The following is a 26,968-nucleotide window of genomic DNA, read 5'->3' on the forward strand; positions in this document are numbered from 1 at the left end:
TACCAAGCCCTCGTATCGTATTGTGCTGAGCGCACCCTTCGCCCAAACCTTGCGACAGGCACAAATAAAAAGAGATGGCGCTTAGGGTACGCCATCTCGATTCCCGGGTCAGGCTAATGACGATGTTTTTGGTAAAGAGCCGGTTATATCCTGCTAGCCAAGTGAAGAAGTGGCCTCAAGGTACCGTCAGCTTTTCAGCTGCTCAACGGGTTCAAAGCGCACCAGCTCTTCGTAGGCGTGCCAACTGGCATGACCAAGTACAGGCAGAATCAGCGCCAAGCCGATGTAGAACGTCATCACACCCACCAGCACACAGCCAGTCAGAATGGCAGCCCATAGCAGCATGGGGCGGAAGTTACGCGCCACGCAGCGCACGCTGGCCTCGATGCCCTCCATGAAGGTCAAGTCCTGGTCCATCAGGGTCGGAATGGCCACGGCGCTGATGGCAAATGCGCCAAAGGCCAGCACACCACCTGCCACGGTGCCCACCGCCAGCATGCCTAGCCCTTCGGGCGTGGTGAGCAGTGCGGTATACAGGGTAGCCGGACTAGGCACTTCGAAACCGAAAAACAGCGCGAACAGTAGCGTGGCCAGACGAATCCAGGCGAGAAAGAAAATCATCATCATGACGCCCATCATGGCCAGCTGCCCCGCGTGGGGCTTCCAACTGCCAAAAGCGTCCCCCAGGGTGGGCGCGCGCCCCTGCTCGAGTGCCCGGCTGATGCCGTAAGAGCCCACCGCCACCAGCGGGCCCACGAACATGAACCCGGCAATCATCGGCAGCAGCCAATACCAGTAACCCAGTGTAAAGGCACCTGCCGTAATGGCAATGCTCAAGCCCACCCAGAACAGCCCGTACGCCAGGCTGATGGCGGACGCGCGACGGAAATCTTCCACACCGGCGGCCAGCCAGGCCCGTGGCCTGTCCATCCCGACCTTGTTAATGATGATCTTGACGTTGGGCACACCTGCCACTGGCTGTGTTTTTGTTGTTGCATTCATGGCGTAACTCCCGTGTTTTACCCCAAATGGCGTTGTTGCACCAAACACCCAGGCAAGCAAATCGTTACCCTGCGTGATGACACCATTACTTCCACGTTAATGGCTTAATGCTCTTTTAATGTAGTTGAGTTGCCATGGAGCGACGTGTTTTGACGGAGTCGCGTACAAAAAACCCTCAACAGGGCCGATTACCAACGATTAATTCGATGCGTTAGCGCGGGTTAATATACAAAAAACGCGCCAGACAATATGCCTGGCGCGTTGCGTGGGTGCAGTCGGAGCGAGCGGCTAGCGCACGATCATGACCGACACTTTGGCATGATGCACGACGTGCTCGGCGTTGGGCCCCAGCACGTAATCGACGAACTTGCGCTTGGTATGCGAGGCCATCACGATCAGGTCGGCATCGATTTTCTTGCCTACCTTGATAATGGCCTCCCAGGGCGAGCCGTCGACGATCACGCTCTGGGTTTTGATCCCTTCGGGCACATGCTCCTTGATGAACGAGCGCTGCGCCTCCTTGATGGCCGTGTGAGCCTTTTCCGAAAAGTTCTTCGGAAAGTAGGCGCCCACCATGGGCATCTTGAACTCCGGCAGCACCGTCACGATATGCAGCGACGCCCCGAAGGTCTGACACAGCGTGATCGCCGTGGGCAAGGCCTTCTTCCAAGACGCTTCTTCGTTCAGATCCACCGGTAGCAGGATTTTCTGATACATGATCGTCATCTCCTCAGGTGGCCGCCGAAGTCGTTGCCGCACGTTCCTTGTCGCGACGGCGGCGTTGCAGTAACACAACGAAAGCAAAGAGGGCGAACCCGGGAATCCACATCCACTCTTTCGCCCAACGGTCGACGGGCGCCAATACTTCGATGATTTCCTGATCGAAGTCGAAGCCCAGATCCTGCGCCAGGCCGCCGAACTGCACGAAGTCGACCGTGGCCTGATCACCGTCTACCCACAGCTCCATGCCCAGACGCTCCATGCGTTCTTCAGCGGAATCGCCACGCGGTACAGGCACCAGAATATACGTGGTCATGGGGTCGCCGAAGTTGTCTTCTCCCGCGATTTGCACGCGCAGGTTACTGCCATCTTCGACTTGCCCAAGTGCTTCTGCAAACTGTGCTGGCGGCACCGACTCGTACGGATCATGAATGCGGTCCATCCAATAACCGGGGCGGAACAGGGTAAAGGCAACCAGTAGCAGCAGCAGCGACTCGTACCAGCGGCTGCGGACCAGCATGTACCCCTGAGTACCCGCCGCGAAGATCAGCATGGCGATGGTCGCGATGACAAAAATCACGATCCCCTGCATGAACGACACGTCGATCAGCAGCAGGTCGGTATTGAAGATGAACAGGAACGGCAGGGCCGCCGTGCGCAGGCTGTAATAGAACGCCTGGAAGCCCGTTCGCAGAGGATCGCCCCCCGACACCGCAGCCGCCGCAAACGACGCCAGGCCCACCGGAGGCGTCACGTCGGCCATGATACCGAAGTAGAACACGAACAGATGCACGGCAATCAGCGGAACGATCAAGCCATTCTGCTGGCCCAGCAGGACGATGACGGGGGCCATCAGTGCTGACACCACGATGTAGTTGGCGGTGGTCGGCAGCCCCATGCCCAGAATCAGGCTGAGCAGTGCCGTCAGCAGCAGAATCAACATCAGGTTGCCACCGGACAGCACTTCGACCACGTCGGCCAGCACCAGGCCTACGCCAGTCTGGGATACCGCACCCACCACGATCCCGGCGGTGGCCGTGGCGATACCGATCCCAATCATGTTGCGAGCACCGGCTACCAGACCATCCCAGAGGTCAAGGAAACCTTCCTTGATGTCGGCGGCCATTTTGCTACGGCCACGGAACAGAGCGGTGATTGGCCGCTGGGTAACCATGATGAAGATCATGAACACGGTTGCCCAGAAGGCAGACAGCCCCGGCGAGAGCCGTTCGACCATCAAGCACCAGACCAGTACCACCACCGGCAGGATGTAGTGCAGCCCGACCATGACCGTGGGACGCGTCTGTGGCAGCGTGACGACCTTGGAGTTGGGGTCGTCCATCTCCAGCTCGGGGTAGCCCGAACCGATCTTCAACAGGCCCACATAGGTCACTGCCAGCAGCACTGCGACGACCCACGGGGTCGCATCACCCAACAGCGGCTTTAGCCAGCCCAGTCCGTAATAGACAGCAAACGAGAGGGCCATGATCAGAATCAGGCCGGTCAGGAAGCCCAGCACCTTATTGATCAACGGGCGTGCCGGGTTGCTGGACGGCAGGCCAGTCATGTTCGCCTTCAGTGCTTCGAGGTGAACGATGTAGATCAACGCAATATAAGAAATGACGGCCGGCAGGAACGCATGCTTGATGACTTCCACATAGGGAATGCCCACATACTCCACCATCAGGAAGGCAGCTGCCCCCATGACCGGCGGCATGATCTGGCCGTTCACCGAGGAGGAGACTTCCACCGCGCCCGCTTTTTCGGAGCTAAAGCCAACGCGTTTCATCATGGGGATGGTAAAGGTACCGGTGGTGACCGTATTGGCAATCGAAGAGCCCGAAATCAGTCCCGTCATGCCCGAGGCCACCACCGCTGCCTTGGCCGGACCGCCCTTGAAGTGCCCCAGCAGCGAGAAGGCCACTTTGATGAAATAGTTACCGGCCCCGGCTTTATCCAGCAAGGCGCCAAACAGTACGAACAGGAAAACGAAACTGGTAGATACGCCGACCGCAATACCAAACACCCCTTGCGTGCCCAACCACTGGTGGTTGATCAAGCCATTCAGGCTAACCCCACGGTGGGCAAGAATGCCTGGCATATAAGGCCCGAACAAGGAATAGGCGATGAACACCCCGGCCACGATCATCAGCGGTGGCCCTAACGCACGACGGGCGGCTTCCAGCAGCAGCACAATGCCGACGACGCCGACCACCACGTCCTGGGTGATGGGCCTGCCCGGACGCTGAGCCAAATCGCCAAAGAACAAAAACAGATAGGCGCCGCAGAAGGCGGCCACCGCAGCCAATCCCCAATCCAGCAGCGGCACGCGATCACGCGGCGAGCGCTTAAACGCAGGATAGGCCATGAAGGCCAGAAACAGCGCAAATGCCAGGTGAATGGAGCGCGCTTCCGTAGAGTTGAAAACGCCGAACCCGAGCATGAAAGGAAGTGGCGATGCAATCCATAGCTGAAACAGCGACCAGGCAGCTGCAATACTTACCAGCAGCTTACCCGGCACGCCCAGGGGCTTCCTTGCCCCTGTATCGCTGGAAGCGACCATATCCTCCAGGTCGCTTCCAGCGGCTGCCGAAGGTTGTTTGTCATCACGCATACGCTTGCCCTGCCTAATGGTCAGCACTGTGAATCAGTACTTTCAACAAGAAGCGCGGACACCCGAGGTGCCCGCGCTTTATCACTCATCGCGAGGCTGCTCACCTTAGCCAGCAGCATCGCTTTTCAAGACTTATTCGATCCAGCCACGCTCACGGTAGTAACGTGCTGCGCCATCGTGCAGCGGCGCCGTCAGACCGTCGGAGATCATGTCTTCTTCGTTCAGGTTTTCGAATGCCGGGTGCAGACGCTTGAAGCGATCGAAGTTCTCGAACACGGCTTTGACCGTTTCGTAGACCACCTCTTCATCTACTGCCGTGGAAGACACGAAGGTCGCTGCCACACCGAAGGTTTCGACGTCTTCGTCATTACCACGGTAGAGGCCGCCCGGGATCACGGAACGGGTGTAGTAGGGGTACTCTTCGATCAGGCTGTCGATTTCATCGCCAGTGACCGATACCAGGCGCGCATCGATAGTGGTGGTGGCTTCCTGGATAGAGCCGTTCGGGTGGCCTACCACGTACACCATGGCATCGATGTTGTTGTCAGACAGCGCAGCCGCCTGCTCGGCAGCGTCCAGTTGAGAAGCCAGAGCGAAGGTGCTCTCGTCCCAACCAAATGCGTTCATCACCACATCCATGGTGTTGCGCTGGCCAGAACCGGGGTTACCGATGTTGACACGCTTGCCGGGGAAGTCGGTAATGCTTTCAATACCGGAATCGGCACGAGCAACTACGGTCAGCGGCTCGCCATGCATGGTGAAGAGCGCACGCATCTCTTCCCACGCGCCGTCCTCTTCAAAGTTGGCTTCACCATGGTAAGCACGGTACTGCACGTCTGACTGGACAACGCCCATGTCCAGCTCGCCGCTTTTCAGCCCATTGACGTTAGCCACGGAACCGCCGGTGGACGGTGCGTTACAACGAATGTTGTGCTCATCGCTGCCACGGTTGACCATGCGGCAAACCGACTGACCCACGACGTAATAAACGCCGGTTTGGCCACCGGTACCGATGGTGATGTAACGGTCCTGAGCTACCGCCGGAGAGGCGAAGGAAGCCGCAGCGATGAACGCGCCCGAGAAGGCCGCAGTAGAAAATACATGGCGTTTCATGAATACACCTCTTTATCTTGATGTTGTGAGCGTTATGCGCTTTGCAACCACCTGCAGAACGGTTCCCTTCAGGTGTTACGGTTCCAAAACGTTGTCAAGACAGTCTGTTATCAACCTCGGCAATTACTGCCGACAGTGACTACTTTAGCGAAAAAAAACCACTTGGCGAAGCGCACAGCCATTTCACGCTTGCGATGGCAGCCACGAGAGACGTTTTTACCGTTCACTAGCTACCCACCAGGCAACGCCACCACCCTCCTGGATGTCGAGGGCAACCAACGGTGAACGCCTCATTGCTGAGGGCAGCGGCGGATTGCCTCGGTACGCCACTGGAAACAAGTTTAGCGGGGTTTGCGCATCTGTAACGTTTAGTCAGCGTTAAACATGCCCGCCTGGGCCATACCATTTTTGCATAGGGTATCCTCGGCGGGCTGTGCGTGTTGTCACCAGGCATCAAACGTTATAGCGGAGTAAGCAAATTGGAGCGGACAACCTGGTGGTGATCAGGTTTCGACGTCGCCCTTCGCAAGCAAACTAATGCCTTAGCCAAGCTGCAGTATGCCAGTGGGCAACTGACCCTTTAACGCCTCTTGAGTGGTGCGCGCACGCGGCAGGAGTATCTCATCGTCAAGGTCAAACTTGGCAATCGCATCACCCAGCTGGTTGGAACGCTTGCTCAGCCCATCACCGGCCTCAGCGTTTTGTCTTACCAATTGTGCATTTTGCTGAGTTACCGCATCCATCTCTGACACTGCCTTGGCGACTTCCCGTACGGCTCGCGTTTGCTCTGTGCTGGCTTGGCTAATTTCACTAACCAGCTCAGTCACGCGGGTAATAGCCTGGACGGCTTGACGGGTTTTATCGTCGGCCTGGCTAGTCAGAGCGGCACTAGACGCCACCTGCTCTATATTGGTGTGAATCAGTTGGCTAATCTGCTGGGAAGCCTCTGCACTGCGCGTAGCGAGCTGACGCACCTCATGGGCCACCACCGCAAAGCCACGTCCTTGCTCCCCCGCTCTAGCGGCCTCTACAGAAGCATTTAGTGCCAAAATGTTGGTTTGAAAGGCAATATTATCGATTAGTGAGACGATACTGACCACCTCTTCAGAGCGGGCATTCAAGTCTTGAATGGTACGCTCTACTTTCACCACTAAGTCGCCACCCTCACCGGCCAAGCGTGCCGCTTCACTCGCATCTCGACCCACTTCCTGAGCACGTTCTGCATTGTTAGCCACCGTGCCACCCAGCTGCTCCATGGCCGAAGCGGTTTCGCTTAGCATACTGGCCTGCTGCTCGACCCGTGTTAACAGCTCCTCGCTGGTATTGGCCACAACGTTGCTTTCGGTTTCAACATCAAACGACGCTTGGCGAACCTGGTTAACGGTCGCAGCCAAGGAGTGAGTCATGACGTTGAGTTCGGAGGCCACACCTTGCAGGTTCGAGGAGGCTGCATCGCTGCGCAGGTTGTTAGCACCAATTTCGCGCACGCGTTTTCTTATTTCGGCGGGGCTAGCGCCCAGGGCGCGATTCAGCATGCGCGGCAGCATGATTACCAGCAGAACACTAAGCGCGATAACCCCCGCCGTTAGCCCTATTATTAGCTGTTGTGCATGCCGGGCCTGTTGGGCTGCCACATCACTTGCTGCATTAGCACTTAACGCAGCCACTTGCTGCACACCGATAGCACCAACTGCTAGCTCCATAAGGATCAGTATTGCAGCGCCGCCCCAAAGTAAGGAGTAGATAGGAAGTCGTGAGCGGTTGGTCATAGCCGTTATCCTTGGGTAAAAAGCATTGGGTACCCAAGGAGTAAGCATTTTACATGCCAGCTTTAGCTAATGCTGAGCAAGCATGCCATCTGATAGTAAGTGCCCACCCACTTCCCATTTTGGTGCACTAAATCCTGCGCGCACCCAGAACGTTACTCCGGGCGGCAGAAGCCGGCCAGCGCAGGCACGGACACGCAGTCGCCTACCTGGATGCCACGCTCGGCAAAATAGCCCGCGTTTACTTCCAGGGCGGCATGGTAGGCCACGCCTGCAGGATAGGAGGGGCACTCACGCGGGGTGCTGGACTCACAGGGCTGCATGGTATTGATCGCCACGATGCGGCCTTGGTCATCGATGTAAGCGATATCCAACGGGATCAGCGTGCGATACATCCAGAACGCATTGCCTGCAGGCTGTTCGCTCTCAAAGCGGAACAGCATGCCGCGTGAGGTTGGCAAGTGCTCACGTCCCATCAGCCCACGCTGACGCTGGGCAACCGTTTCGGCCACTTCCACTTCCAGACGATGCGGCCCGCCCTCGCTGTGAATCGCCAACGGCAGAGTATCGACCATGGCCGACTCGGCGGCCATGGCGGTCACGAGCGATAGCGGCAGGCAGCTCGCCAGGGAGACCCCCAGGGTGGTTTTCAGCAGTTGGCGGCGGGACAGGGTCATGACAGATTCCTTCTTCCTATACAGTGGCCTGCGGCGAGGTCATGAGGTGAATTCCCTCGGCCAGCAGCGAGACGGTCACAGGCTCCCCCAACGCCAGCTGGTTGCGTTTGGCCGCGTGGGTAGCGATATCGAAACGTAGCATATCCCCATGCGAAACGCGCAGCGAAACCGAAGTCATGCTGCCCAGCATCACCATTTCACTCACCGTGGCCGTCACCGGGTTTTCGCGCTCCCCCTGGGAGGGCCGCCCGCGTCGGTGCAAGACGATATCCGACGGCGGCAGATACCAGGTCACGGTCTCCCCCGCCGAGCAGTGTTCGAGGCCGCGAGCGACTTCCAGCCACCACTCGCCCCACTGCAGCCGTGGCCCGCTGGCCGTGTTGACCACCTGCCCCTGAAAAACATTGTGGCGGTCGAGCAAACGCGCCACCAGGGGCGTGTCAGGCTGGCGAAACAGCCGCTCCGGGCCGCCCTGCTGCAAGCTGGTGCCGTTGTGCAGCACACAGATCTGGTCGGCCAAGGCCGTCGCTTCTTCGAGGTCGTGGGTGACCAGCACGATGGGGATGGCAATTTGCTGACGCAACAGCGCAAGCTCCCGCTGCAAGCGGCGCCGAGTGACCTGATCGACCGCAGAAAAGGGTTCGTCCAGCAGCAGCACGCGGGGCTCTCGTGCCAGTGCCCGCGCCAGGGCAACCCGCTGACGCTGCCCTCCCGAAAGCTGGCTGGGGTAGCGGTTCTCCAGCCCTTCCAGGCGCACCTGGGCCAGCCATTGCGCGGCACGTGCGGGTCTTGCCACTGAGGGGAGGTGACCCATGGCGACCTGGACGTTCTGCTGCGCGGTCAGGTGCGGGAACAGCGCATAGTCCTGAAAGACCATGCCCACCTTGCGCTGCTGGGGTGTCAGTGCCTGGCGCGGCCCCTGCCCGGCCGAAAGCCACCGCTCACCGGCACAGCTGATGTGGCCCTGGGCAGGATGGTAGAGCCCGGCAATGGAGCGTAGCAGGGTGGTCTTGCCGCTGCCCGATGGCCCCACCAGCGCCAGCAGCTCCCCCGGCGCGCAGCGGAAGCTGGCGTTCAAGGGGATGGGCCCCGCCTGATGCACGGACACCGTCAAATCAGCCACGTGCCCACCTGCGCCTGCCCGCCAACCCATAGACCAGCCCCAACGTCGCCAGCGAGATGGCCAGCAGCAGCGCCGACATGGTGGCCGCGCCCTGCTCGTCGAAGGCCTGCACTCGGTCATAAATGGCAATGGAGAGCGTTCGGGTTTCGCCATCGATGGCGCCGCCCACCAGCAGAATCACGCCAAACTCCCCCAACGTATGGGCAAAGGTCAGCGCGGTCGCCGACAGGATGCCTGGCCACACCAGCGGCAGTTCGATGCGCCACAGGGTCTGCCAGGGGCTGAGCCCGCTACACCAGGCCGCTTCGCGCAAATGCACGGGCACATGCTCGAAGGCCCGCTGAATGGGCTGAATGGCAAACGGCAGGTTGGCAATCAAAGAGGCCAGCAGAATCCCGGTGAAGGTAAAGTTGAGGCCGCTGCCGGTGAGCGCTGCCCAGGCGCTGCCCAGCGGCGCATCGCGTCCAAACTGCTGCAGCAGATAGAAGCCCAGCACCGTGGGCGGCAGCACCAGAGGCAGAGCAATCAGCGCTTCGCAGACGCCCTTGCCACGAAACCGAGCCGTGGCCAGCCACCGCCCGCACCAGATGCCCAGTGGCACCAGCAGCAGGCTCGTCAACGCCGCCAGCCGCAGCGAGACCCCCAGCGCCGTCCAGTCCATCACTCGGTACTGAAGCCGTAGGCGCGAAAGAGGGCCTGGGCCTCGGGCTGTTGCAGCCAGGCATAGAAGGCCTGGGCGGCTTCTCCGGCATGAGGGGTCAGCACCATGCGCTGAGTCAGCGGCGTGTGCCACGCTTCGGGGACCAGCACGCTCTCGCTACGGGCCGCCAGCCCAGGCGCCAGCACCAGCGAATAGGCCACCAGCCCGCCCCTTGCGTCGTCGGACAGCGCAAACTGCATCGCCTGGGAAACGTTTTCCCCCTGTATGCGCAGCGGGCGACTGGCCTCCCAGAGCCCTGCCCTTTCCAGTACTTGCTGAGCGGCCACGCCATACGGTGCATGCTCGGGGCTGGCCATGGCTATCCGCAGGCGCTGGCCATTCTGCAACGCGGCCACGGCGTCTTCCACGCCGGCCAAGGGCGCCTGTTCATCGGGTGAAGGATAGCGACCGGCAGGCTGTACCCAGGCCAGCCGCCCACGTGCATAGATCACGCCGTCATCCTCGACGTGCCCTTCCCGGTAGAGCGCTTGCACGAAGCCCTCATCGGCGGAAAGAAACAGCTCGAAGGGCGCCCCCTGGGCGATCTGACGGCGGAAGTTACCGGAAGAGCCCAGGTTGAGGCGCAGCGTATGCCCGGTTTGCTGGGTAAACCGTTCAGAAGCCTCTTCCAAAAAGAAGTGCAGACTGGAGGCCGCCGCTACGATGGGTGCGCCTGCCATGGCAGGCGCACCCAGCAGCAGGCAACCGAGGCACAGCAGCCAACGCATGCGCTTAGGCCTTGGCACTTTCCACATGCTGCTCGTTAATCACCATCACCTTCATGGTGTTGGTGCCACCGTGAGCATTCATGTGGTCGCCGCGGGTGAGGATGACGTGGTCACCCAGCTTGGCAACCCCTTGCTTGACCAGCAGGGTCAACGCTTGGTCATTCAGCTCGGTGGCGCTCATCTCGGAGGTATCGAAAGGCAGCGATACCACGCCGCGATAAAGCGCCATGCGACGCTGGGCGATGGGGTTGTGTGCCAGGCCCACGATGGGCAGACCGGAGCGAATCCGCGATGCGATGAGCGGCGTATAGCCAGACGCCGTCATGCAGGCAATCGCCGCTACCCCTGTCATGTGGTTGGCAGCGTACATGGCCGACAGCGCAATGGTTTCATCCGGACGGGTAAAGCCTTCATGAATACGGTGCCCGGACTCTTGCGCCACCCGCTCCCGCTCGGCTCCCAGGCACACGCGCGCCATGGCCTCGACGGTTTCCAGCGGGTAGTCGCCCGCCGCCGTTTCTGCCGACAGCATCACGGCATCGCTGCCATCCAGCACGGCGTTGGCCACGTCGAACACTTCTGCTCGGGTGGGCAGCGGCGCAGAAATCATGCTTTCCATCATTTGGGTCGCCGTGATCACGGCCCGGTTGAGCGAACGGGCGCGCTTGATCATGCGTTTCTGCACGCCGACCAGCTTGGCATCGCCAATTTCCACGCCCAGGTCACCACGCGCCACCATGACCGCTTCAGAGGCTTCGATGATGCCATCCAGCGTCGCCTCGTCGGCCACGGCCTCGGCACGCTCGACCTTGGCCACCAGGCCAATCTCCTTGCCCTCCTCGCCCAGCAGCCGACGCGCTTCACGCATGTCTTCTGCCGAGCGCGGGAACGAAATCGCCAGGTAATCGACGCCGATCTCCACCGCCGTTTTCAAGTCGGCCTTGTCTTTTTCGGTCAAGGCCGGCGCGGAGAGGCCTCCCCCCTGCTTGTTGATCCCCTTGTGGTTGGAGAGTTTGCCCCCCACGACCACCTGGGTATGTACCTGCTTGCCTTCGACACGGGTCACGTCCAGCACCACACGGCCATCGTCCAGCAGCAGGCGGTCGCCGGCCGTGACGTCATCGGCCAGGGTCTTGTAGTCGCAACCGACGCCCTGCTGAGTACCGGCATCGCTGTCCATGGCCATGTCGAGCACGAAGCCCTGGCCCTCTTCCAGATACACGGCGCCCTCCTTGAAACGGGCAACGCGGATCTTGGGGCCTTGCAGGTCGCCCAGCGCCGCTACGCTGCGGCCCAGTTGGGCAGCAATCTCACGCACCCGGGCCAGGCGACGCCGATGGTCGTCGGCGGTGCCGTGCGAAAAGTTCAAGCGCACCACATCCACCCCTGCCTTCAGCATGGCCTCCAGTACGCCCTCGCGGTCACTGGCAGGGCCAAGGGTAGCGACGATCTTGGTACGACGAAGGGGGATATGGATGTTTGTGCTCATAAATGTCCTGACCAGTAAAAGAGGAAATGTTCGCGTATCAGCATACCCCAAGCAAGATGACACTCGCATGTACTTGTTGCAACGGCCAATGTCGGCGATTACGGCGCCACGTGCACGCACAAGGACAGCGGGTACTCGTCACAGTTGTTGCCATCTCCACCGCGGTCCACCACGAGAAACTCGCCTTCCCGCTCCAGCACCGACTGAATGGCGTGCCAGGTGCCTGCTCGGTAGTTCACCCCCTGGCGGCCATCCGTCACGAAGGCCCGAACGTCCTGGGGCGCGATGGTGTCGCCGGGCGGGGCGACCACCACGATGAAACGCTCTTCGTGCAGCGGCATGAAAGCCTGGCTGCCCAGCGGGTGGCGTTCCAGAAACGTCAGCGTCAACGGCAGCGACACCGGCTGGCTGACAAAAATGCTCACCAGGGTGCGCGGGTTGTCGCCCAGCGTCTCGACCCGCGCCAAGTCGTGATGCCGCTGGGTACGCCCTGCGTTGATCGGAAACGATGGCGAGGTGCGCGCATCGAGCACCTCGCCAAATGGTTCAAATGCTGCTTGTGTCAGGGGTTTTGCTTCGAGTGTCAGCATGATGGCTCCTGGTGGTCAGTGTGCTTGTGCGCCACCGTTAGCGAGCGCCAAGGCGCAACGCCGCGTGACGATTCACATCCTTGTACAGCAGATAACGGAACGGGCCAGGCCCACCCGCATAACAGGCTTGAGGGCAGAACGCCCGTAGCCACATGAAGTCCCCCGCTTCCACTTCTACCCACTGCTGGTTGAGGTGGTAGACCGCCTTGCCTTCCAGCACGTAGAGCCCGTGCTCCATCACGTGGGTTTCGTCGAACGGAATCACGCCACCGGGCTGGAACGTCACGATGTTGACGTGCATGTCGTGGCGCACATCGCCAGGTTCGACAAAGCGCGTCGTTGCCCAGCGCCCTTCCGTGCCCGGCATCTCGATCGGTGCGATCTCCTGCTCGTTGGTGACGAAGGCCGGCGGTACGTCCAGCCCCTCGACGAACTCATAGGCCTTGCGCACCCAATGGAAGCGCACCGGCTCGCGGGACTCGTTGCGAACCTGCCAGTGGCTGCCGGGGGGAATGAAGGCGTAGCCGCCAGGGCCCATGAGATGACGCTCGCCAGCCAATGTCAGCGTCAGTTCTCCTTCCACGATGAACAGCACCCCTTCTGCCTGAGGGTCCAGCTCAGGCTTGTCGCTGCCGCCCTCGGGCTGCACTTCCATGATGTATTGAGAGAACGTCTCTGCAAACCCGGACAGCGGACGCGCCAATACCCACAGCCGCGTGCCTTCCCAGAAAGGCAGGTTGCTGGTCACGATATCGCGCATCACCCCTTTGGGGATCAGCGCATAGGCTTCCGTGAAAACGGCACGGTCAGCGGTCAACTGAGTTTGCGGCGGGTGTCCGCCGGTGGGCGCATAGTAATTGGCTGGCATGGGGGCCTCCCTGACATTTTTTGTATACGAGAATATGACACTGACCAGAAGCTTATACCGAGCCAGGCAGACACGGGGTACCCCAGCGCCGCCGTGGCCCCTCCGATAAAGGCGATCAACGACAGCACCACGGTCCAGCGGGCCGCCAGCAGCAGGTTGCGCAAAATATCCCAGAAACTGAGGCGCCAGGCGTACTCGCCCACGCGCCTGAATCAACTGCTGGCGCAGATGTAACGCCAGCGGATAGCTGTTGCGAAACCCCATGACCACGATCTGCTGGGCAGCCGTCAGCGCATCGAATTGGGCGGCAATCCGTTGTCCTATGTGGGGCGTCATGGTGTCCTATCGCATCCTTGGGTTACTGAGTCGGTGCGGGGTGGTGTTCGGCCCAGTGACGAGCGATATCGACCCGGCGGGCAACCCATACTCGATCATGCGCTTCGATATGGTCCAGAAAGCGCTGAAGCGCACGGAAACGGCCCGGGCGGCCCAGCAACCGGCAGTGCATGCCAATCGAAAGCATTTTCGGCGCCTCCTCCCCTTCGGCATACAGTACATCAAAGGCGTCGCGCAGGTAGGTAAAGAAGTGGTCGGCGGTATTGAACCCCTGCGGCGCCGCAAAACGCATGTCATTGGTATCCAGGGTGTAGGGCACCACCAGATGCTGGTGCTCGGCACCCTGGCTGTCGCTCACGCGGGTCCAGAAAGGCAGGTCGTCGCCGTAGTAATCGCTGTCGTAGAGAAACCCGCCTTCATCCAATATCAGGCGCCGCGTATTGGGGCTATCGCGGCCGGTGTACCAGCCTTGTGGCTTCTCACCGTACAGACGCTGGAAAATCTCCATGGCTTTTTGCAGGTGCTCGCGCTCTACGTGCTCGGGCGTTTCCTGATAGTGAATCCAGCGGTAGCCGTGACAGGCCACTTCATGGCCCAGCTCCTTGAACGCCTGCGCCACCTCCGGGTGGCGCTCCAGCGCCATGGCCACCCCAAACACGGTGAGCGGCAGCCCACGACGCTCAAATTCGCGCAGAATGCGCCACACGCCAGCTCGCGAGCCGTACTCGTAGATGGACTCCATGCTCAGGTGGCGGTCGGGATAGCTGGCTGCCCCGATGATCTCGGAAAGGAACTGCTCGGACCCCGCATCCCCGTGAAGCACGCAATTCTCCGCGCCCTCTTCGTAGTTGAGTACGAACTGCACGGCTATTTTGGCGCCGTTGGGCCACTGGGCATGAGGGGGCGTTTGACCGTAGCCAATCAGGTCACGCGGGTAATGGGAAGACATGGTCGGGCTCCTTTAGCGAGGCAGCGCATTTTAGTTTGTATACAAAATAGTCATTTTAACCAGCGCCTGCAATGCAGCGCAGGGCTAATCATTTGAGTTCTCGACGCTTTGACGGCCCCTGCTGAGCCAGGCTATTGAAACCTGAACGATTGGTCAACCCATATCGAGAGCATCAAGTGCATTAGCCCCTTGCACTTGGCTAACAACCGCCCTATTTTTGTATACAAGATAGAAAATATTGTTCACACAAGAGCATCCAAACGTGCATATACGTCTGATCAACCCCAATACCACGGCGGCCATGACGGAAACTTCTTGTCTGGTTTGGTGGCTGCGTGTCGATTGACACCTTCGCCATGGGCTCCAGCGTGGTGGGCACGCTCAACTTGCTGCAAGCCACGCTGGCCATCGCCATCGGCTGCTTTGTGATCGGCGTGGCGCTGGCCATCAATGGCGCCGCCGGATACAAGCACGGCATTCCGTTCATGGTGCAGGCGCGCAGCGCCTTTGGGTTCACCGGAACGCGTATCCCCGGGCTGGGGCGCGCCGTGCCTGCCATCGTGTGGTATGGCTTTCAGAGCTGGATTGGGGCCGGTGCCCTCAGCATGGTGTCGGCGACGCTGTTCGGCTGGAACACCCGGGCCCTTCTGGCCTTTGGCGGTGCCGCGCTATTCTCGCTCTCCACCGTCATCGTCCCCGCCCTGAGCGGCCTCGACGGCTTCGGGTGGTTGATTGGTGCAGGCCTGGGGGGAGTGTTCTACTACGGGCTAATGAAGCAGTTCAAGGCAGCGCCGACGCTTGCTGAGCAGCGGGCTCATTAAGCCGGTTCGCCAGCGCGGCAGGAGCGCCTGTCTCAGCAACGCCACCGGATCGTCTCCGGTGGCGTTTTTTCTGCTGGCGGCAATCGAGCTGTGCACTATCGTCGCTATGCGCCAAAAATCTGCTGCAAGTCCGGCACATTTTCTTCCTCCTCGACCATGGACAGCGACGCTTCGATGGCCTTGAGGTGACGGCTCATGAAGGCCTTGGCACGTTCGCCATTGCCTGCTTCCAGGTAGCCGATCAGGTCGTCATGGTCGTGGGACTCGCAGCCCAGGTGGCCGCGATGACCATATACGGCGAGGATCAGTGAAGAGCGCGAGCAGAGGCGCTCGACGAATTCCGCCAGGGTGGCGTTGCCGGAGAGCTGCGCCAGGCGCACGTGGAAATCGGCCGAGAGACGGATGGCCACGCTTTGCTGGCCGCTGCGCAGGGCCTGTCGCTCCTGCCTGGCCATGTCTCGCAGCTCGGCAGCCGCCTTGGCATCCATGCGCCTTGCCACGTCCGGCATCAAGCCGCACTCGATGAGCTGGCGTGCATCGAACACGTCCTTGGCTTCATCGGCGGTAGGGCGCGTCACGCTGGCCCCACGGCGCGGCGTCAGGGTCACCAGTTGCTCCAGCGCCAGCCGCTGCAGGATTTTACGGATCCCCGTGCGGCTGATGCCAAACACCTCTGCCAGGGCATCTTCGCGCAGCCGGGCACCCGGCTTGAGGCGTTGCTCCACGATGGCATCGCTCACTGCCCGGTAAATGGCTTCGTGGCGCTCGTCACCCTCTTTTTCCGTGGGCCGCCGTTTCAACGCCGTCTGCGCTTCGCTCATGGGGTCTCCTCTCTGCGAACCGATTTACTCCTCCCAAGCCGCTATGATATCGCGCTCTTCGTCACTCATGTTGGTGATATTGCCCAGCGGCATGTAGCGAGTGTCGACGACCCGCTGAATCTGCGCCTTGTGGCCCAGTATCTCTTCCCAGTGATCGAAGGCGTAGCCCGCAGGTGGCGCGGAGAACCCGGCGTGCTCAGGGTTACGCGCATGACACAGGGTGCAGTGCTGCTCCACCAGAGCGGTGACCTGAGCCTGGTCGGGGGCCGCGCCGGTACTTTCCACGGCGGCGCGCGGGCTGGGGGCTGCTACCCAGAACGCCAGCAGAATGAGCCCTACGCCTATCGCAGGATAGGCAGGCTGGACCTTGCCCGCATGCATCAGCACGAAGAACTGACGAATCAGCGCGCCAGCAAAGATGAACAAGGCCATGACGATCCAGGCCTGCTCATGGGAGTAAAGAAAAGAGTAGTGATTACTCACCATCAGCAGCACCACCGGCAGCGTGAAGTAGGTGTTGTGCACCGAGCGCTGCTTGCCGCGCTTGCCGTCCAGCGGGTTGGGGGTCTCTCCGGCTTTCATGGCCTTGACCATGCGGCGCTGGCCGGGAATGATCCAGAAGAAGACGTTGGCCGACATGGCCGTGGCCATGACGGCCCCGGTGAGCAGAAAGGCTGCCCGCCCGGTGAACATCTGGGTGCTCAAATACGCCACGACCACCATCATCACCGCCACGGCAATGCTCAGCAGGCCGTCACGCTGCATATCCGGGCTGATACGCTTGCAGAGCTCGTTATAGACCACCCAGCCGCCCAGCAGGAAGCCCAATGCCAGCAGGTTGGCTTGCCAACCGGTGAGGTTGGCCGCCCAGGCCCAGTTGCTGTTGGAGTTGACCAGGTAGAAGCCCGGATTGACCATATAAAGAATGACGAACAGCGCAAAGCCAGAGAGCCATGTGGTGTAGGCTTTCCAGAACGACCAGTGCAGGTCGTTGGGGAGCTTGGCAGGGGCCGTGGCGTATTTCTGGTTATGATAGAAACCACCGCCATGCACCGCCCACATCTCACCAAACACGCCCTTGTCACGATCTTCCTGAGCCTTGGGCGTGCGCAGGCTGTTATCCAGCATGACGAAATAGATCGACTCTCCGATCCAGGCAATGGCGGCGATCACGTGGAGCCAGCGCAGCAGCAGGTTGGCAAATTCGATAGTGTACGCTTGCATGTGAAGCCCCCTCAGCTACCGCGATAGGTCGAGTAGCCATACGGCGAGAGCAGCAGCGGTACGTGGTAATGCTGGCTGGCATCGGCCACGCCAAAGCGCAGCGGGATGACGTCCAGGAAGCGGGGCTCGGCAGCCTCGACCCCCTGCTGGCGTAGATAGTCTCCCGCATGGAACACTAGCTCATATTCGCCAGCGGTCAGCGCCGCGCCTTCCAACAGCGGCGCATCACAGCGGCCGTCGCTGTTGGTGACGGTGGTCGCTAACGGCTCGCGCTGGCCACCGGTCAACCGAAAGACCTCGATGATGATGCCCTGACCGGGCTGCCCTTTGGCGGTATCCAGCACGTGGGTAGTCAAGCGTCCCATCGTCACTCCTCATATTGGCAGGGTTATTGGTGTTGTTGGCAGGTTTGACCTATTGGTCAAAGAGTACCGTTGATGCTATTTATTGTATACAGCAATTCCCTTTTCGCACGCTTGGAGAACCCTTGTGCCGACTGAAACGCCTTTGCGACTGTCCCCTGTCCCGAGCCAAAGCAGCCTGGAAACCTTCGTGGCACACTATGGCGATGTCTATGAACACTCTCCCTGGGTGGCCAAGGCCGCCTGGCAACACGGCCTGGAAGAGACTCACGACGCCCCGGATGCGCTGGCCGAACTGATGGGCAAGATGCTTCAACAGGCATCTCCCGAGCAGCAGACGGCCGTCATTCAGGCACACCCTGATCTGGCCGGCAAAGCCGCGCTGGCCGGGGAGCTGACCCACGACTCTACCAGCGAACAGGCCGGTGCTGGGCTCGATCAGTGTTCACCGGAAGAGTTTGCCCGCTTCGAGCAGTTGAACGCCGCTTATCAGGAGAAATTTGGCTTTCCCTTCGTGATTGCCGTCAAGGGCCTGGACCGCTATGCCATTCTGGAGGCCTTTGAAAAGCGCCTGGACAACGATCCGGTACAAGAAAGAAAAACGGCCATCGAGCAAATCATCAGGATTGCACGGTTTCGGCTGAGAGCGCGTGCAGGCGACGCCACCTAACGCCCGTTCTCTGGATAAAAAAATGCCGCGCTTCAGGGCGCGGCATTTTCATGGAGCAACCGTTACGATTTGGCAGTATCGGCTGCTTTCTTGGTGGTCTCTTCCGCCATTTTCTGACTTTCCTGCAGGAAGCCCTGGCTGATAGAGGTCACTTTTTCGGAGTCACCTTTCATGCGCTCCATCATGTCGCTGGCCGCTTTCTGCTGGCTTTCCATGGCTTTCTTGAAGCTATCGGCGTCCTTGACGTCGAGCCAGGTGCGCGCCTGGGCGATGGTCATGTCGGAATAGGCGCGTGCAGCATCCATTTGAGCGCCGACCAGCTGCTCGTAGTAGTCCAGCGCTGCCAGTGTGTAAGAGCGCATGGGGGAAACAAACACGGACTCAAACTGCTGGCTGGTTTTTTCTGCTGTCTTGTTCATCACTAAATCTCCTTGAGTGAGCTAGCGGTACGATGCGCTCAACGGCGCATCTTGATGGGCGGTTGCCGTTGCTAATATCAAAGCTAGCAGCGCTTTTTGTGCATCGCAACATGATTTTTTTCACCATCACCCACGCCTCACTCGCACGGCCAATAGCTCACTCGCGGTTAATCATTACTAGCGGTTACCGAACAAGTGCTTACGCGCCAGGTCATCCATGGGAGCACCTGCCTGGGGGTTCACATCCTCGACCAATGCATAGGCTTTGCGAATGGCGGGACGCTGGGAAAGCTCTTCGAACCAGCGCTCCAGGTCGGGAAACTCCTCCAGCGTCTGGCGCTGTTTTTCCCAGGGCACGATCCACGGGTAGATAGCCATGTCGGCAATCGAGTAACGGTCGCCGCCCACATAGTGTTGCTGGGAAAGACGCTGATCCAGTACGCTATAAAGCCGATTGGTTTCACGCACGTAGCGCTCGATGGCGTAGTCGATCTTGTGGGGCGCATAGTGGCAGAAGTGGTGATTTTGCCCGGCCATGGGGCCTAGCCCACCCATCTGCCAGTGCAGCCACTGCAGTACCACATAGCGCTCGCGCCCTTCTGCTGGCAGGAACTGACCGCTCTTGTCTGCCAGGTACTCCAGAATCGCCCCTGATTCGAACAGCGCCATGGGCTGCCCCCCGTCGCGCGGGGCATGGTCGACGATGGCAGGAATGCGATTATTGGGGGCAATGGCCAGGAATTCGGGGTCGAACTGATCGCCCCGCCCGATATTGATGGGCTTTACACGATAGGCGAGCTTCGCTTCTTCAAGCATGATGGAGATTTTGTGGCCGTTGGGCGTTGTCCAGTAATACAGGTCAATCATTGCCATCTCCTTGTCCATGAAGGGCGTGCCCATACAGGGGTGTGGCCCTTCATGTTGCCTGTGAGTGTCAGCGGCGAGTACCGCTTAGCCTAGTATAGATCACGAATGGTCATGGCCTTGCCCGCCACGCCATCGTGCACCGCCAGCATGCGCTGGAACCAGCCGGCCACGGGGTCACGCTCCTCCACCAGCGTTTCGGTCGAGACGCTATAGGCCCACATCATGCTGCCGAACAGCAGGTAATCTGCCCCAGCGGGGGAGTCACCATCGAGGAAAGGCATCTCCTTGAGTTGCGCACTGACGGGTACCAGCGCCTGGTGCAGCTGCTGGCGGCCTTTATCGGGGTCGTGAACCGCCTCGAGGCTGGCCCCAAAGCGCGCTTCACGGGTGGTGCGGAAGTACTCCCGATCCTCCGGGTGGATGGCTTCCAGCAGATCCAGCACCACGATACGAAACAGCGCGGGCGTAATGCTGCGATCCACCAGTTGCTTGAACAACGTGACACGCTGCAAGCCCAGCCCATCGCCCAGCACCGGCGCCTCAGGGTAAGTGGTATCCAGGTAGCGCAGGATATCGAAGCTGTCGGTGACCACCGTGTCACCATCGGTCAACACCGGCACCTTGTCGTAGTGGGCAAATGCCAGCGCCTCTTTCTGCTGAAACCGCCAAGCCACCGTAGTGTATGCCAGCCCTTTGTGGGCCAGCGCCATGCGCACGCGCCAGCAGTAGGGAGAAAATCTCAAGCGATCATCGAGACCGCACAAATCATAAAGCGTGATGGCCATGGTCGAACGACTCCTGAAAAGAGGTAAAGATTGCGCCTACGCGCTACGTTGTCACAGTCCCTGCGCTAGGCATAGAGCGCCCTTCTCTGTGTACTGCCTTTTTACGCCGTCACTGAACTGTCTATTAGTCTAATAACAATGTCGTCACGGGGCTTTCTAAAAGTATTAAAAAAGCAATGAATAACAACTACTTGATACTAAAAAAATGCCATGAACTAGGATAAAAAAAGCCCTCTTCACTGGTAAGACCAATTTTCCAACATAGTCATTCCGGGCGCCTGACCGTATCTTTCACGCTGTCCCAACTATCATTGAAAATGATGCGTTGGCTTTCGCGGAGCATACCAAATCAATAACAAGGGGCCGTTCCTCCCATGAATGAAAATATATTAGCTCTTCTGGCATTTCTGCCGCTGTTGCTGGCAGGGATATTGCTCATAGGCTTTAAAATCCCCGCCAAGATAGCAATGCCGATCGTTTTCCTCACCGCCGCCATTATCGGCCTGACCGCATGGGACATGTCGTTCAGCCGTGTCGCGGCATCCACCGTTCAAGGGTTGATCCAGACCGCTGGCCTGCTGTGGATCATCTTTGGCGCCATCCTGCTGCTGAACACCCTCAAGCACTCCGGTGGCATCACGGCCATTCGTAACGGCTTTTCAGGCATCAGCCCGGACCGTCGTGTGCAGGCGCTGATCGTCGCGTGGCTGTTTGGCTGCTTTATCGAAGGTGCTTCAGGCTTTGGTACTCCTGCCGCCGTGGCTGCACCGCTGATGGTCGCCCTGGGCTTCCCGGCGCTGGCAGCCGTCGTGGTAGGCATGATGATTCAGTCGACCCCGGTATCGTTTGGCGCAGTGGGCACCCCGATTGTAGTGGGCGTAGGCAGCGGCCTGGACCGTGCCGGTATCACGGCGCAGCTGGAAGCCAACGGCTCCACCTGGGAAGCCTTCTTCCAACAGGTCACCAGCACCACGGCGATCACTCACGGCATCGTGGGTATCCTCATGCCGTTGATTCTAGTGCTGATCATGGTGCGCTTCTTTGGCGCCAACCGCTCCTGGAAAGAGGGGCTGTCCATTGCTCCGTTCGCCATTTTCACGGGCATCGCGTTCGTCGTGCCTTACATGCTGGTAGGCGTCTTCCTGGGGCCAGAGTTCCCCTCGATGATCGGTGCCATGGTCGGTCTGGCCATTGTCGTACCCGCCGCGCGTAAAGGGTTCCTGCTGCCGAAAGACAACTGGGATTTCCCGGAAGCCACCTCCTGGCCGGATGAGTGGATCGGCAATCTGCAGATCAAGCTGGATGACGTGGTAGGCAAGACGCCGATTTCGACGCTCAAAGGCTGGATCCCCTATGTACTGCTGGCGATCTTCCTGGTGGCCTCCCGTACCGTCGAGCCCCTGCGTGTAGCACTGACTTCCGTGAACCTGAACTGGACCAACATTTTCGGTGAAACCGGCGTCAGCGGCGGCCTCCAGCCGCTCTACCTGCCGGGCGGCATCATTCTAGCCGTGGTGTTCGTGACCTACTTCCTGCACAAGATGAATCCGCGTCAGATGAGCGCTGCGGTTTCAGAGTCCACCAAGACCATTTTTGGTGCGGGTTTCGTACTCATCTTCACCGTGCCGATGGTGCGCATCCTGATCAACTCGGGCGTCAATGGCGCAGACCTGGTCTCCATGCCCGTCATGATGGCCCAGGCCGTCGCCAACGGCGTGGGTGGTGTCTATCCCTTCTTTGCTCCCGCCGTGGGCGCCATGGGCGCTTTCATCGCCGGTTCCAATACGGTTTCCAACCTGATGCTGGCCGAGTTCCAGTTCAGCATTGCGCAAACCCTGGGACTCTCAACCGCCGTCATGGTCGCCCTTCAAGCGGTGGGTGCTGCAGCGGGTAACATGATCGCCATTCACAACGTGGTCGCCGCCTCGGCAACCGTTGGCCTGCTGGGTCGCGAAGGCACCACGATTCGTAAAACGATCATTCCGACCATCTACTACCTGATATTCGCCGGCATCATCGCGCTGGTCGCGTTCTACGTGCTGGGTATCACTGACCCGCTGATGTAACCTCAGTTCGGATCAGACCACCTCGCCCACCCTCAGGCCATGCCTGGGGGCGGGCGTTTTCAGTTTCAGTCAGACTCAATCGATGCGCTTGAGCGAGTCAGCGTGTTGCTGGCCTCGTATCACATAGCTTTGTGCATTCAGCTTCAGCGCTTCCACCGCCTCTGCCGACAGCTCCCTGACCACTTTGGCAGGTGAGCCGACAATCAGCGAGTTTGGCGGAAAGACCGCCCCTTCCTTGATGAAGGCCCCTGCGCCTACCAGGCTGTTCTCGCCAATCACGGCGCCGTTGAGCACGACCGCCTGAATGCCGATCAAGCAGCCATCCCCCACGGTACAGCCATGCAGCATCGCCTGGTGCCCGACGGTCACCCCCTTTCCCACCTTCAGCGGGTAGCCGGGGTCCGCGTGCAGTACGGCGCCATCCTGAATGTTGCTCTCTTCACCGATTTCCAGATGATCGCTGTCGCCGCGCAGTACCGCCTGATACCACACGCTGGCGCGTGCCTTCAGGGTAACCTGACCGATGACGTCCGCCGTGTCGGCAATGTATACGTCTTCATGAATAGCGGGCCGATGCTCGCCAAATTGATAGATGGCCACGTAACGCTCCTTTTGTTGGTTATTCGCTCATGAAGAGTGTCACGATTACTGCCACTGTTCCAGGCGCATGGCGGAGCGCTCCAGGCGATCGTGCTCCGCCTCCAGCTCTCTCAGCAATTCACTGATGCTGGTGAGGTGCTCCAGCGCAATCTGCCGCGCCTGCTCGGCGTGGCCGCTGACTACCGAGTCATGCAGGCGTGCGTGCTGTTGATTGATCATCTCTCTGGGGCCGGGCCGGTGGTAGAGGTGCTTGACCGATGCAAAGACCGAGCTGAGCAGCAGATCGGTCAACCCCTGCAGCGTATGCACCAGTACGGGGTTGTGGGAGGCCTGGGAGATGGCCAGATGAAACGCGTGGTCCAGCCGCGCCAACTGCTCGACTTCCAGGGTATCCGTCTGGGCAGCGTATTCGGCCATGTCACGATAGCGGCGTGTGATCAGCACGCGGTCCATGGACGTGCCACGCCGAGCCGCCAGATAGGCCGACTCGCCTTCCAGCAGCGCGCGCACTTCCAGCAGGTCGAACAGCGTCCGTGGATGGTCACGAAACAGGTGCATCAGCGGGCTCTGGTGTTGGCTCGGCAACAGAGATGCCACGGTGGAACCATGGCCCTGGCGAGTGTTGATGATGCCCTTGCTGCGCAAGATCCTCAGCCCCTCACGCAGGGAGGCACGAGAAACACCCAGACGCTCACATAGCCGCCGCTCGGAAGGCAGCAGTTGCCCCGGTCGAAAGACTCCCTCGAGAATCAGCTCTTCCAGCCTGGCCGCCACGTGCTCGGGCGTGCGTTTGCCCGCGGCGATGTCGTCGTTGTTGAGTACCACTTGTCCTCCTCTCTGCTTGAGCCACAATGCCTCCTGGCGGTAAGACCAAGTAGCTGCCTGGGGTGAGTATGCCATGAACCTTGCGACTATCGACCAATTACTGGTCAGACCACTGCACCACAGGCTGGACAGGCGCCTGAAAAAAGCTCAGATTGGCGTCAAGCGGCGGCAACCTGCTGCTCTGTTCAACGATAAAAATGAAGGATGTCGCGATGAATATCCTGTTCGACGAGCGCCTCGATGGCGAGCTCGTTCACCGTGATAAAGCCGAGGTGCTCAGCGACCTGCAAAGCGCTGTGCCTACCTTGACCCTGCTGCACCGCGAAGAAGACCTGCGCCCATTCGAATGCGATGGCCTGGCGGCTTATCGGGTGCTGCCCATGCTGGTCGCCCTGCCGGAAACGCTGGCCCAAGTGGAAGGCCTGCTCAAGCGCTGTCACGCCCTGGGCGTGCCGGTGGTGACCCGCGGCGCGGGCACCGGGCTTTCCGGCGGCGCCCTGCCCCTGGAACAAGGCGTGCTGCTGGTCATGTCGCGCTTCAATCAGATCATCAGCGTCGACCCCGATGCCCGTCTGGCCAGGGTACAGCCCGGCGTTCGCAACCTGGCGATTTCCGAGGCGGCGGCGCCCTATGGCCTGTATTACGCGCCCGACCCGTCTTCCCAGATTGCCTGCTCCATTGGCGGTAACGTCGCCGAAAATGCCGGTGGCGTGCACTGTCTCAAGTATGGCCTGACCGTGCATAACGTGCTGCGCGTGGACGTACTGACCATCGAAGGCGAGCACATGACGCTGGGCTCCGAAGCGCTGGATGCGCCAGGCTTTGATCTGCTCGCGCTGATGAATGGCTCCGAAGGCATGCTGGGGGTGGTCACGGAGATTACCGTCAAGCTGTTGCCCAAACCGGAAACCGCCAAGGTCCTCATGGCCAGCTTCGACGATATCGAAAAGGCAGGCCGCGCAGTGGGTGACATCATTGCCGCAGGGATCATTCCCGGTGGCCTGGAAATGATGGACAAGCTCGCCATTCAAGCCGCAGAAGACTTCATCAAGGCGGGCTATCCAGTGGATGCCGAAGCCATTCTGCTCTGCGAGTTGGACGGCGTCGAAGCAGACGTGGACGACGACTGTGAGACCGTGCGCCGCGTACTGGAAGCGGCCGGAGCCACCCATATTCAACAGGCCCGGGACGCAGCCGAGCGCGCCAAATTCTGGGCCGGGCGCAAGAACGCCTTCCCGGCGGTAGGCCGCATGTCACCGGACTACTACTGCATGGATGGCACCATCCCCCGCCGCGAGCTGCCCCGGGTACTCAAGGGCATTGCCGCGCTTTCCGAGGAGAGTGGCCTGGCCGTGGCCAACGTGTTTCACGCGGGCGATGGCAATATGCACCCGCTGATTCTGTTCGATGCCAACAAAGAGGGTGAGCTGGCCCTGGCGGAAGACGTTGGCGGCAAGATCCTGGAGCTGTGCGTTGCCGCAGGAGGCTCGATTACCGGCGAGCACGGCGTGGGGCGCGAGAAGATCAATCAGATGTGCAGCCAGTTTCAGCCCGACGAACTGACGGTCTTTCATGCTCTGAAAGCGGCCTTCGACCCGCAACGGCTACTCAACCCGGGGAAGAACATTCCGACCCTGGCGCGCTGCGCTGAATTTGGCGCCATGCATGTACATAACAACGAGTTACCGCATCCGGAGCTGCCACGCTTCTGATGCCATAAGGACCGACCATGACCGAACTAGCGATACACGCTGACCAGGATATCGCCGCTGAACTGTGCGAACAGGTGCGCAGCGCCTACGCCGAGCGCACCCCGCTACGCATCGTGGCGGGAAACACCCGGGCTTTCTATGGCCGCCCGGTAGAAGGCGCGGAGCTCAATGTCGCGGCCCATCGCGGCATCGTCTCCTACGACCCCGTGGAGCTGGTGGTGACCGTGCGGGCCGGCACTCGGCTTGACGCGCTGAACGCAGCACTTGCCGAGAAGCATCAGATGCTGCCTTTCGAGCCACCGATCTTTGGCGAAGCCAGCACCATTGGCGGTGCGGTCGCCACTGGCATGTCCGGCCCCCGTCGCCCCTGGGCCGGGGCTGCCAGGGATTTCGTGCTGGGCACGCGGGTGATCACTCAGGAAGGCAAACTGCTGCGCTTTGGCGGCGAAGTCATGAAGAACGTGGCGGGCTACGATCTCTCCCGCATGATGACCGGCGCTCAGGGCACGCTGGGCGTACTGGCCGATATCTCTTTCAAGGTGCTGCCGATTCCCACCGCCAGCCATAGCCTGCGCCTCTCCATGGGTCTGGAAGACGCCCTGGCGAAGCTCTCCGAGCTGGGCCGCCAGCCGCTGCCGATCACCGCTGCAGCCTGGCACGCGGGCGAGCTGTTCATCCGCCTGGAAGGCGGCGAAAGCTCGGTCAAGGCGACCAGGGAACGGCTGGGCGGCGACGCCCTCTCGGCAGACTTCTGGCAGCAGCTACGCGACCTGCAGCACGCCTTTTTCAACCTGGCCGAGGGCCAAGCTCTGTGGCGCCTGTCGCTACCCCCCCATACACCGCCGTTGGCACTGGCCGTCGATGAAAGCGATATCTTCTACGACTGGGGCGGCAGCCAGCGCTGGGTGAAAACCCCACTGCCCGCGCAAACCCTGCGTGATGCCTGCCAGCAGGCAGGCGGCCACGCCACCTGCTACACCCCGCATCGTCAGGGCGGTGCGGAGTCACCGTTCACGCCACTGAATTCAGTCGTGGAAAAGTATCATCGCAACCTGAAGGCCGAACTGGATGCCCACGGCATTTTCAATCCTGGTCGTCTTTATGCGGCATTTTAATCAGGA

25 protein-coding genes and 2 pseudogenes are annotated in these 26,968 nt (G+C 60.3%); 5 read left to right on the forward strand and 22 right to left on the reverse strand.

Annotated elements, in window-relative coordinates:
• Positions 1–186 precede the first annotated feature (186 nt).
• The 14 genes and pseudogenes from B7L72_RS03605 to puuE all read right to left on the reverse strand — a co-directional run bounded on the left by B7L72_RS03605 (position 187) and on the right by puuE (position 14,675).
• Positions 187–1,002, reverse strand: a complete 816-nt coding sequence (locus B7L72_RS03605) for a DUF2189 domain-containing protein (RefSeq protein ID WP_081192604.1) — start codon at positions 1,000–1,002, stop codon at positions 187–189.
• A 288-nt stretch (positions 1,003–1,290) separates the two neighbouring features.
• Entirely contained in the window at positions 1,291–1,719 is a 429-nt protein-coding gene (locus B7L72_RS03610; protein ID WP_081136436.1) for a universal stress protein, read from the reverse strand.
• 13 nt (positions 1,720–1,732) lie between these two features.
• On the reverse strand, positions 1,733–4,336 hold the full coding sequence (locus tag B7L72_RS03615) for a TRAP transporter permease (RefSeq protein WP_081192606.1): 2,604 nt from the start codon (positions 4,334–4,336) through the stop codon (positions 1,733–1,735).
• 132 nt (positions 4,337–4,468) lie between these two features.
• Complete coding sequence (locus B7L72_RS03620; protein WP_081192608.1) at positions 4,469–5,449, reverse strand: TAXI family TRAP transporter solute-binding subunit; 981 nt, start codon at positions 5,447–5,449, stop codon at positions 4,469–4,471.
• 542 nt (positions 5,450–5,991) lie between these two features.
• Positions 5,992–7,218, reverse strand: a complete 1,227-nt coding sequence (locus B7L72_RS03625; RefSeq protein WP_170919436.1) for a methyl-accepting chemotaxis protein — start codon at positions 7,216–7,218, stop codon at positions 5,992–5,994.
• 152 nt (positions 7,219–7,370) lie between these two features.
• Complete coding sequence (locus B7L72_RS03630; RefSeq protein WP_081136242.1) at positions 7,371–7,892, reverse strand: DUF192 domain-containing protein; 522 nt, start codon at positions 7,890–7,892, stop codon at positions 7,371–7,373.
• Between the two features lie 16 nt (positions 7,893–7,908).
• Positions 7,909–9,015 (reverse strand): ABC transporter ATP-binding protein, encoded by a 1,107-nt coding sequence (locus tag B7L72_RS03635; RefSeq protein WP_254893752.1) that lies wholly within the window; start codon positions 9,013–9,015, stop codon positions 7,909–7,911.
• The gene (gene modB, locus B7L72_RS03640; protein ID WP_016916218.1) at positions 9,008–9,676 is read right to left on the reverse strand and encodes a molybdate ABC transporter permease subunit; all 669 of its coding nucleotides are present in this window, start codon (positions 9,674–9,676) and stop codon (positions 9,008–9,010) included. The genes B7L72_RS03635 and modB overlap by 8 nt, the downstream gene beginning before the upstream one ends.
• Positions 9,676–10,443, reverse strand: coding sequence for a molybdate ABC transporter substrate-binding protein (gene modA / locus B7L72_RS03645; protein ID WP_081192612.1), 768 nt, complete (start codon positions 10,441–10,443; stop codon positions 9,676–9,678). Before modA ends, modB begins: the two co-directional genes overlap by 1 nt.
• A gap of 4 nt (positions 10,444–10,447) precedes the next feature.
• Positions 10,448–11,932 (reverse strand): pyruvate kinase, encoded by a 1,485-nt coding sequence (pyk, locus tag B7L72_RS03650; RefSeq protein WP_081192614.1) that lies wholly within the window; start codon positions 11,930–11,932, stop codon positions 10,448–10,450.
• Between the two features lie 98 nt (positions 11,933–12,030).
• A complete protein-coding gene (locus B7L72_RS03655) occupies positions 12,031–12,522 on the reverse strand; it encodes an ureidoglycolate lyase (RefSeq protein WP_081136249.1) in 492 nt (163 codons plus the stop codon).
• Positions 12,523–12,559: 37 nt separating this feature from the next.
• Positions 12,560–13,390 (reverse strand): bifunctional allantoicase/(S)-ureidoglycine aminohydrolase, encoded by an 831-nt coding sequence (locus B7L72_RS03660; protein ID WP_016916214.1) that lies wholly within the window; start codon positions 13,388–13,390, stop codon positions 12,560–12,562.
• Positions 13,391–13,567: 177 nt separating this feature from the next.
• A pseudogene (locus tag B7L72_RS18475) lies at positions 13,568–13,666 on the reverse strand (MurR/RpiR family transcriptional regulator); the annotation flags it as partial.
• An 82-nt stretch (positions 13,667–13,748) separates the two neighbouring features.
• Entirely contained in the window at positions 13,749–14,675 is a 927-nt protein-coding gene (puuE, locus tag B7L72_RS03670; RefSeq protein WP_039175422.1) for an allantoinase PuuE, read from the reverse strand.
• 335 nt (positions 14,676–15,010) lie between these two features.
• Here puuE and B7L72_RS19070 point away from each other — a divergent pair.
• A pseudogene (locus B7L72_RS19070) lies at positions 15,011–15,310 on the forward strand (cytosine permease); the annotation flags it as partial.
• Positions 15,311–15,600: 290 nt separating this feature from the next.
• On the opposite strand, the gene B7L72_RS03680 reads toward B7L72_RS19070, so the two are convergent.
• From B7L72_RS03680 to uraH, 3 genes are read right to left on the reverse strand one after another with little or no spacing between them, the layout of a single operon-like run.
• Complete coding sequence (locus B7L72_RS03680; RefSeq protein ID WP_016916204.1) at positions 15,601–16,317, reverse strand: GntR family transcriptional regulator; 717 nt, start codon at positions 16,315–16,317, stop codon at positions 15,601–15,603.
• A gap of 24 nt (positions 16,318–16,341) precedes the next feature.
• Positions 16,342–17,541 (reverse strand): urate hydroxylase PuuD, encoded by a 1,200-nt coding sequence (locus tag B7L72_RS03685; protein WP_081192620.1) that lies wholly within the window; start codon positions 17,539–17,541, stop codon positions 16,342–16,344.
• An 11-nt stretch (positions 17,542–17,552) separates the two neighbouring features.
• Complete coding sequence (gene uraH, locus B7L72_RS03690; protein WP_016916202.1) at positions 17,553–17,906, reverse strand: hydroxyisourate hydrolase; 354 nt, start codon at positions 17,904–17,906, stop codon at positions 17,553–17,555.
• Between the two features lie 124 nt (positions 17,907–18,030).
• Between uraH and uraD the strand changes: the two genes are divergently transcribed.
• Positions 18,031–18,573, forward strand: a complete 543-nt coding sequence (gene uraD, locus B7L72_RS03695) for a 2-oxo-4-hydroxy-4-carboxy-5-ureidoimidazoline decarboxylase (RefSeq protein WP_081192622.1) — start codon at positions 18,031–18,033, stop codon at positions 18,571–18,573.
• Positions 18,574–18,635: 62 nt separating this feature from the next.
• On the opposite strand, the gene B7L72_RS03700 is transcribed toward uraD, so the two are convergent.
• The 3 genes from B7L72_RS03700 to B7L72_RS03710 all read right to left on the reverse strand — a co-directional run bounded on the left by B7L72_RS03700 (position 18,636) and on the right by B7L72_RS03710 (position 20,644).
• Positions 18,636–18,992, reverse strand: coding sequence for a phasin family protein (locus B7L72_RS03700; RefSeq protein WP_016916200.1), 357 nt, complete (start codon positions 18,990–18,992; stop codon positions 18,636–18,638).
• A gap of 177 nt (positions 18,993–19,169) precedes the next feature.
• Positions 19,170–19,859 carry a glutathione binding-like protein gene (locus tag B7L72_RS03705; protein WP_081192624.1) on the reverse strand — a complete coding sequence of 230 codons (690 nt, stop codon included), beginning with the start codon at positions 19,857–19,859 and terminating at the stop codon, positions 19,170–19,172.
• Between the two features lie 89 nt (positions 19,860–19,948).
• Positions 19,949–20,644 carry a glutathione S-transferase N-terminal domain-containing protein gene (locus tag B7L72_RS03710; protein ID WP_081192626.1) on the reverse strand — a complete coding sequence of 232 codons (696 nt, stop codon included), beginning with the start codon at positions 20,642–20,644 and terminating at the stop codon, positions 19,949–19,951.
• Between the two features lie 374 nt (positions 20,645–21,018).
• On the opposite strand from B7L72_RS03710, the gene B7L72_RS03715 reads away from it, so the two are divergent.
• Positions 21,019–22,710 carry an L-lactate permease gene (locus B7L72_RS03715; protein ID WP_081192628.1) on the forward strand — a complete coding sequence of 564 codons (1,692 nt, stop codon included), beginning with the start codon at positions 21,019–21,021 and terminating at the stop codon, positions 22,708–22,710.
• Positions 22,711–22,785: 75 nt separating this feature from the next.
• On the opposite strand, the gene B7L72_RS03720 is transcribed toward B7L72_RS03715, so the two are convergent.
• Together B7L72_RS03720 and glcC are read right to left on the reverse strand one after the other, a co-directional pair.
• On the reverse strand, positions 22,786–23,310 hold the full coding sequence (locus B7L72_RS03720) for a gamma carbonic anhydrase family protein (RefSeq protein WP_016916196.1): 525 nt from the start codon (positions 23,308–23,310) through the stop codon (positions 22,786–22,788).
• Positions 23,311–23,355: 45 nt separating this feature from the next.
• Positions 23,356–24,135, reverse strand: coding sequence for a transcriptional regulator GlcC (gene glcC, locus B7L72_RS03725; protein ID WP_081136273.1), 780 nt, complete (start codon positions 24,133–24,135; stop codon positions 23,356–23,358).
• A gap of 212 nt (positions 24,136–24,347) precedes the next feature.
• Between glcC and glcD the strand changes: the two genes are divergently transcribed.
• Positions 24,348–25,847 (forward strand): glycolate oxidase subunit GlcD, encoded by a 1,500-nt coding sequence (gene glcD / locus B7L72_RS03730; protein ID WP_081192630.1) that lies wholly within the window; start codon positions 24,348–24,350, stop codon positions 25,845–25,847.
• 17 nt (positions 25,848–25,864) lie between these two features.
• Entirely contained in the window at positions 25,865–26,962 is a 1,098-nt protein-coding gene (gene glcE, locus B7L72_RS03735) for a glycolate oxidase subunit GlcE (RefSeq protein ID WP_081192632.1), read from the forward strand.
• Positions 26,963–26,968: the final 6 nt, after the last annotated feature.

It is taken from the genome of Halomonas sp. BC1, from assembly GCF_002078135.1.
In the GTDB taxonomy this organism is placed as follows: domain Bacteria; phylum Pseudomonadota; class Gammaproteobacteria; order Pseudomonadales; family Halomonadaceae; genus Vreelandella; species Vreelandella stevensii.

Excerpts from the sequence above, each read along its gene's own strand:
- B7L72_RS03620 (WP_081192608.1), bottom strand. The coding sequence starts at position 5,449 with ATGAAACGCCATGTATTTTCTACTGCGGCCTTCTCGGGCGCGTTCATC.
- glcE (WP_081192632.1), top strand. The coding sequence starts at position 25,865 with ATGACCGAACTAGCGATACACGCTGACCAGGATATCGCCGCTGAACTG.
- B7L72_RS03715 (WP_081192628.1), top strand. The coding sequence starts at position 21,019 with ATGAATGAAAATATATTAGCTCTTCTGGCATTTCTGCCGCTGTTGCTG.
- B7L72_RS03685 (WP_081192620.1), bottom strand. The coding sequence starts at position 17,541 with ATGCAAGCGTACACTATCGAATTTGCCAACCTGCTGCTGCGCTGGCTC.
- glcD (WP_081192630.1), top strand. The coding sequence starts at position 24,348 with ATGAATATCCTGTTCGACGAGCGCCTCGATGGCGAGCTCGTTCACCGT.
- puuE (WP_039175422.1), bottom strand. The coding sequence starts at position 14,675 with ATGTCTTCCCATTACCCGCGTGACCTGATTGGCTACGGTCAAACGCCC.
- B7L72_RS03680 (WP_016916204.1), bottom strand. The coding sequence starts at position 16,317 with ATGAGCGAAGCGCAGACGGCGTTGAAACGGCGGCCCACGGAAAAAGAG.
- B7L72_RS03610 (WP_081136436.1), bottom strand. The coding sequence starts at position 1,719 with ATGTATCAGAAAATCCTGCTACCGGTGGATCTGAACGAAGAAGCGTCT.
- pyk (WP_081192614.1), bottom strand. The coding sequence starts at position 11,932 with ATGAGCACAAACATCCATATCCCCCTTCGTCGTACCAAGATCGTCGCT.
- modA (WP_081192612.1), bottom strand. The coding sequence starts at position 10,443 with ATGCGTTGGCTGCTGTGCCTCGGTTGCCTGCTGCTGGGTGCGCCTGCC.
- B7L72_RS03630 (WP_081136242.1), bottom strand. The coding sequence starts at position 7,892 with ATGACCCTGTCCCGCCGCCAACTGCTGAAAACCACCCTGGGGGTCTCC.
- B7L72_RS03655 (WP_081136249.1), bottom strand. The coding sequence starts at position 12,522 with ATGCTGACACTCGAAGCAAAACCCCTGACACAAGCAGCATTTGAACCA.
- uraH (WP_016916202.1), bottom strand. The coding sequence starts at position 17,906 with ATGGGACGCTTGACTACCCACGTGCTGGATACCGCCAAAGGGCAGCCC.
- modB (WP_016916218.1), bottom strand. The coding sequence starts at position 9,676 with ATGGACTGGACGGCGCTGGGGGTCTCGCTGCGGCTGGCGGCGTTGACG.
- B7L72_RS03700 (WP_016916200.1), bottom strand. The coding sequence starts at position 18,992 with ATGAACAAGACAGCAGAAAAAACCAGCCAGCAGTTTGAGTCCGTGTTT.
- B7L72_RS03625 (WP_170919436.1), bottom strand. The coding sequence starts at position 7,218 with ATGACCAACCGCTCACGACTTCCTATCTACTCCTTACTTTGGGGCGGC.
- B7L72_RS03710 (WP_081192626.1), bottom strand. The coding sequence starts at position 20,644 with ATGGCCATCACGCTTTATGATTTGTGCGGTCTCGATGATCGCTTGAGA.
- B7L72_RS03705 (WP_081192624.1), bottom strand. The coding sequence starts at position 19,859 with ATGATTGACCTGTATTACTGGACAACGCCCAACGGCCACAAAATCTCC.
- B7L72_RS03615 (WP_081192606.1), bottom strand. The coding sequence starts at position 4,336 with ATGCGTGATGACAAACAACCTTCGGCAGCCGCTGGAAGCGACCTGGAG.
- B7L72_RS03660 (WP_016916214.1), bottom strand. The coding sequence starts at position 13,390 with ATGCCAGCCAATTACTATGCGCCCACCGGCGGACACCCGCCGCAAACT.
- B7L72_RS03605 (WP_081192604.1), bottom strand. The coding sequence starts at position 1,002 with ATGAATGCAACAACAAAAACACAGCCAGTGGCAGGTGTGCCCAACGTC.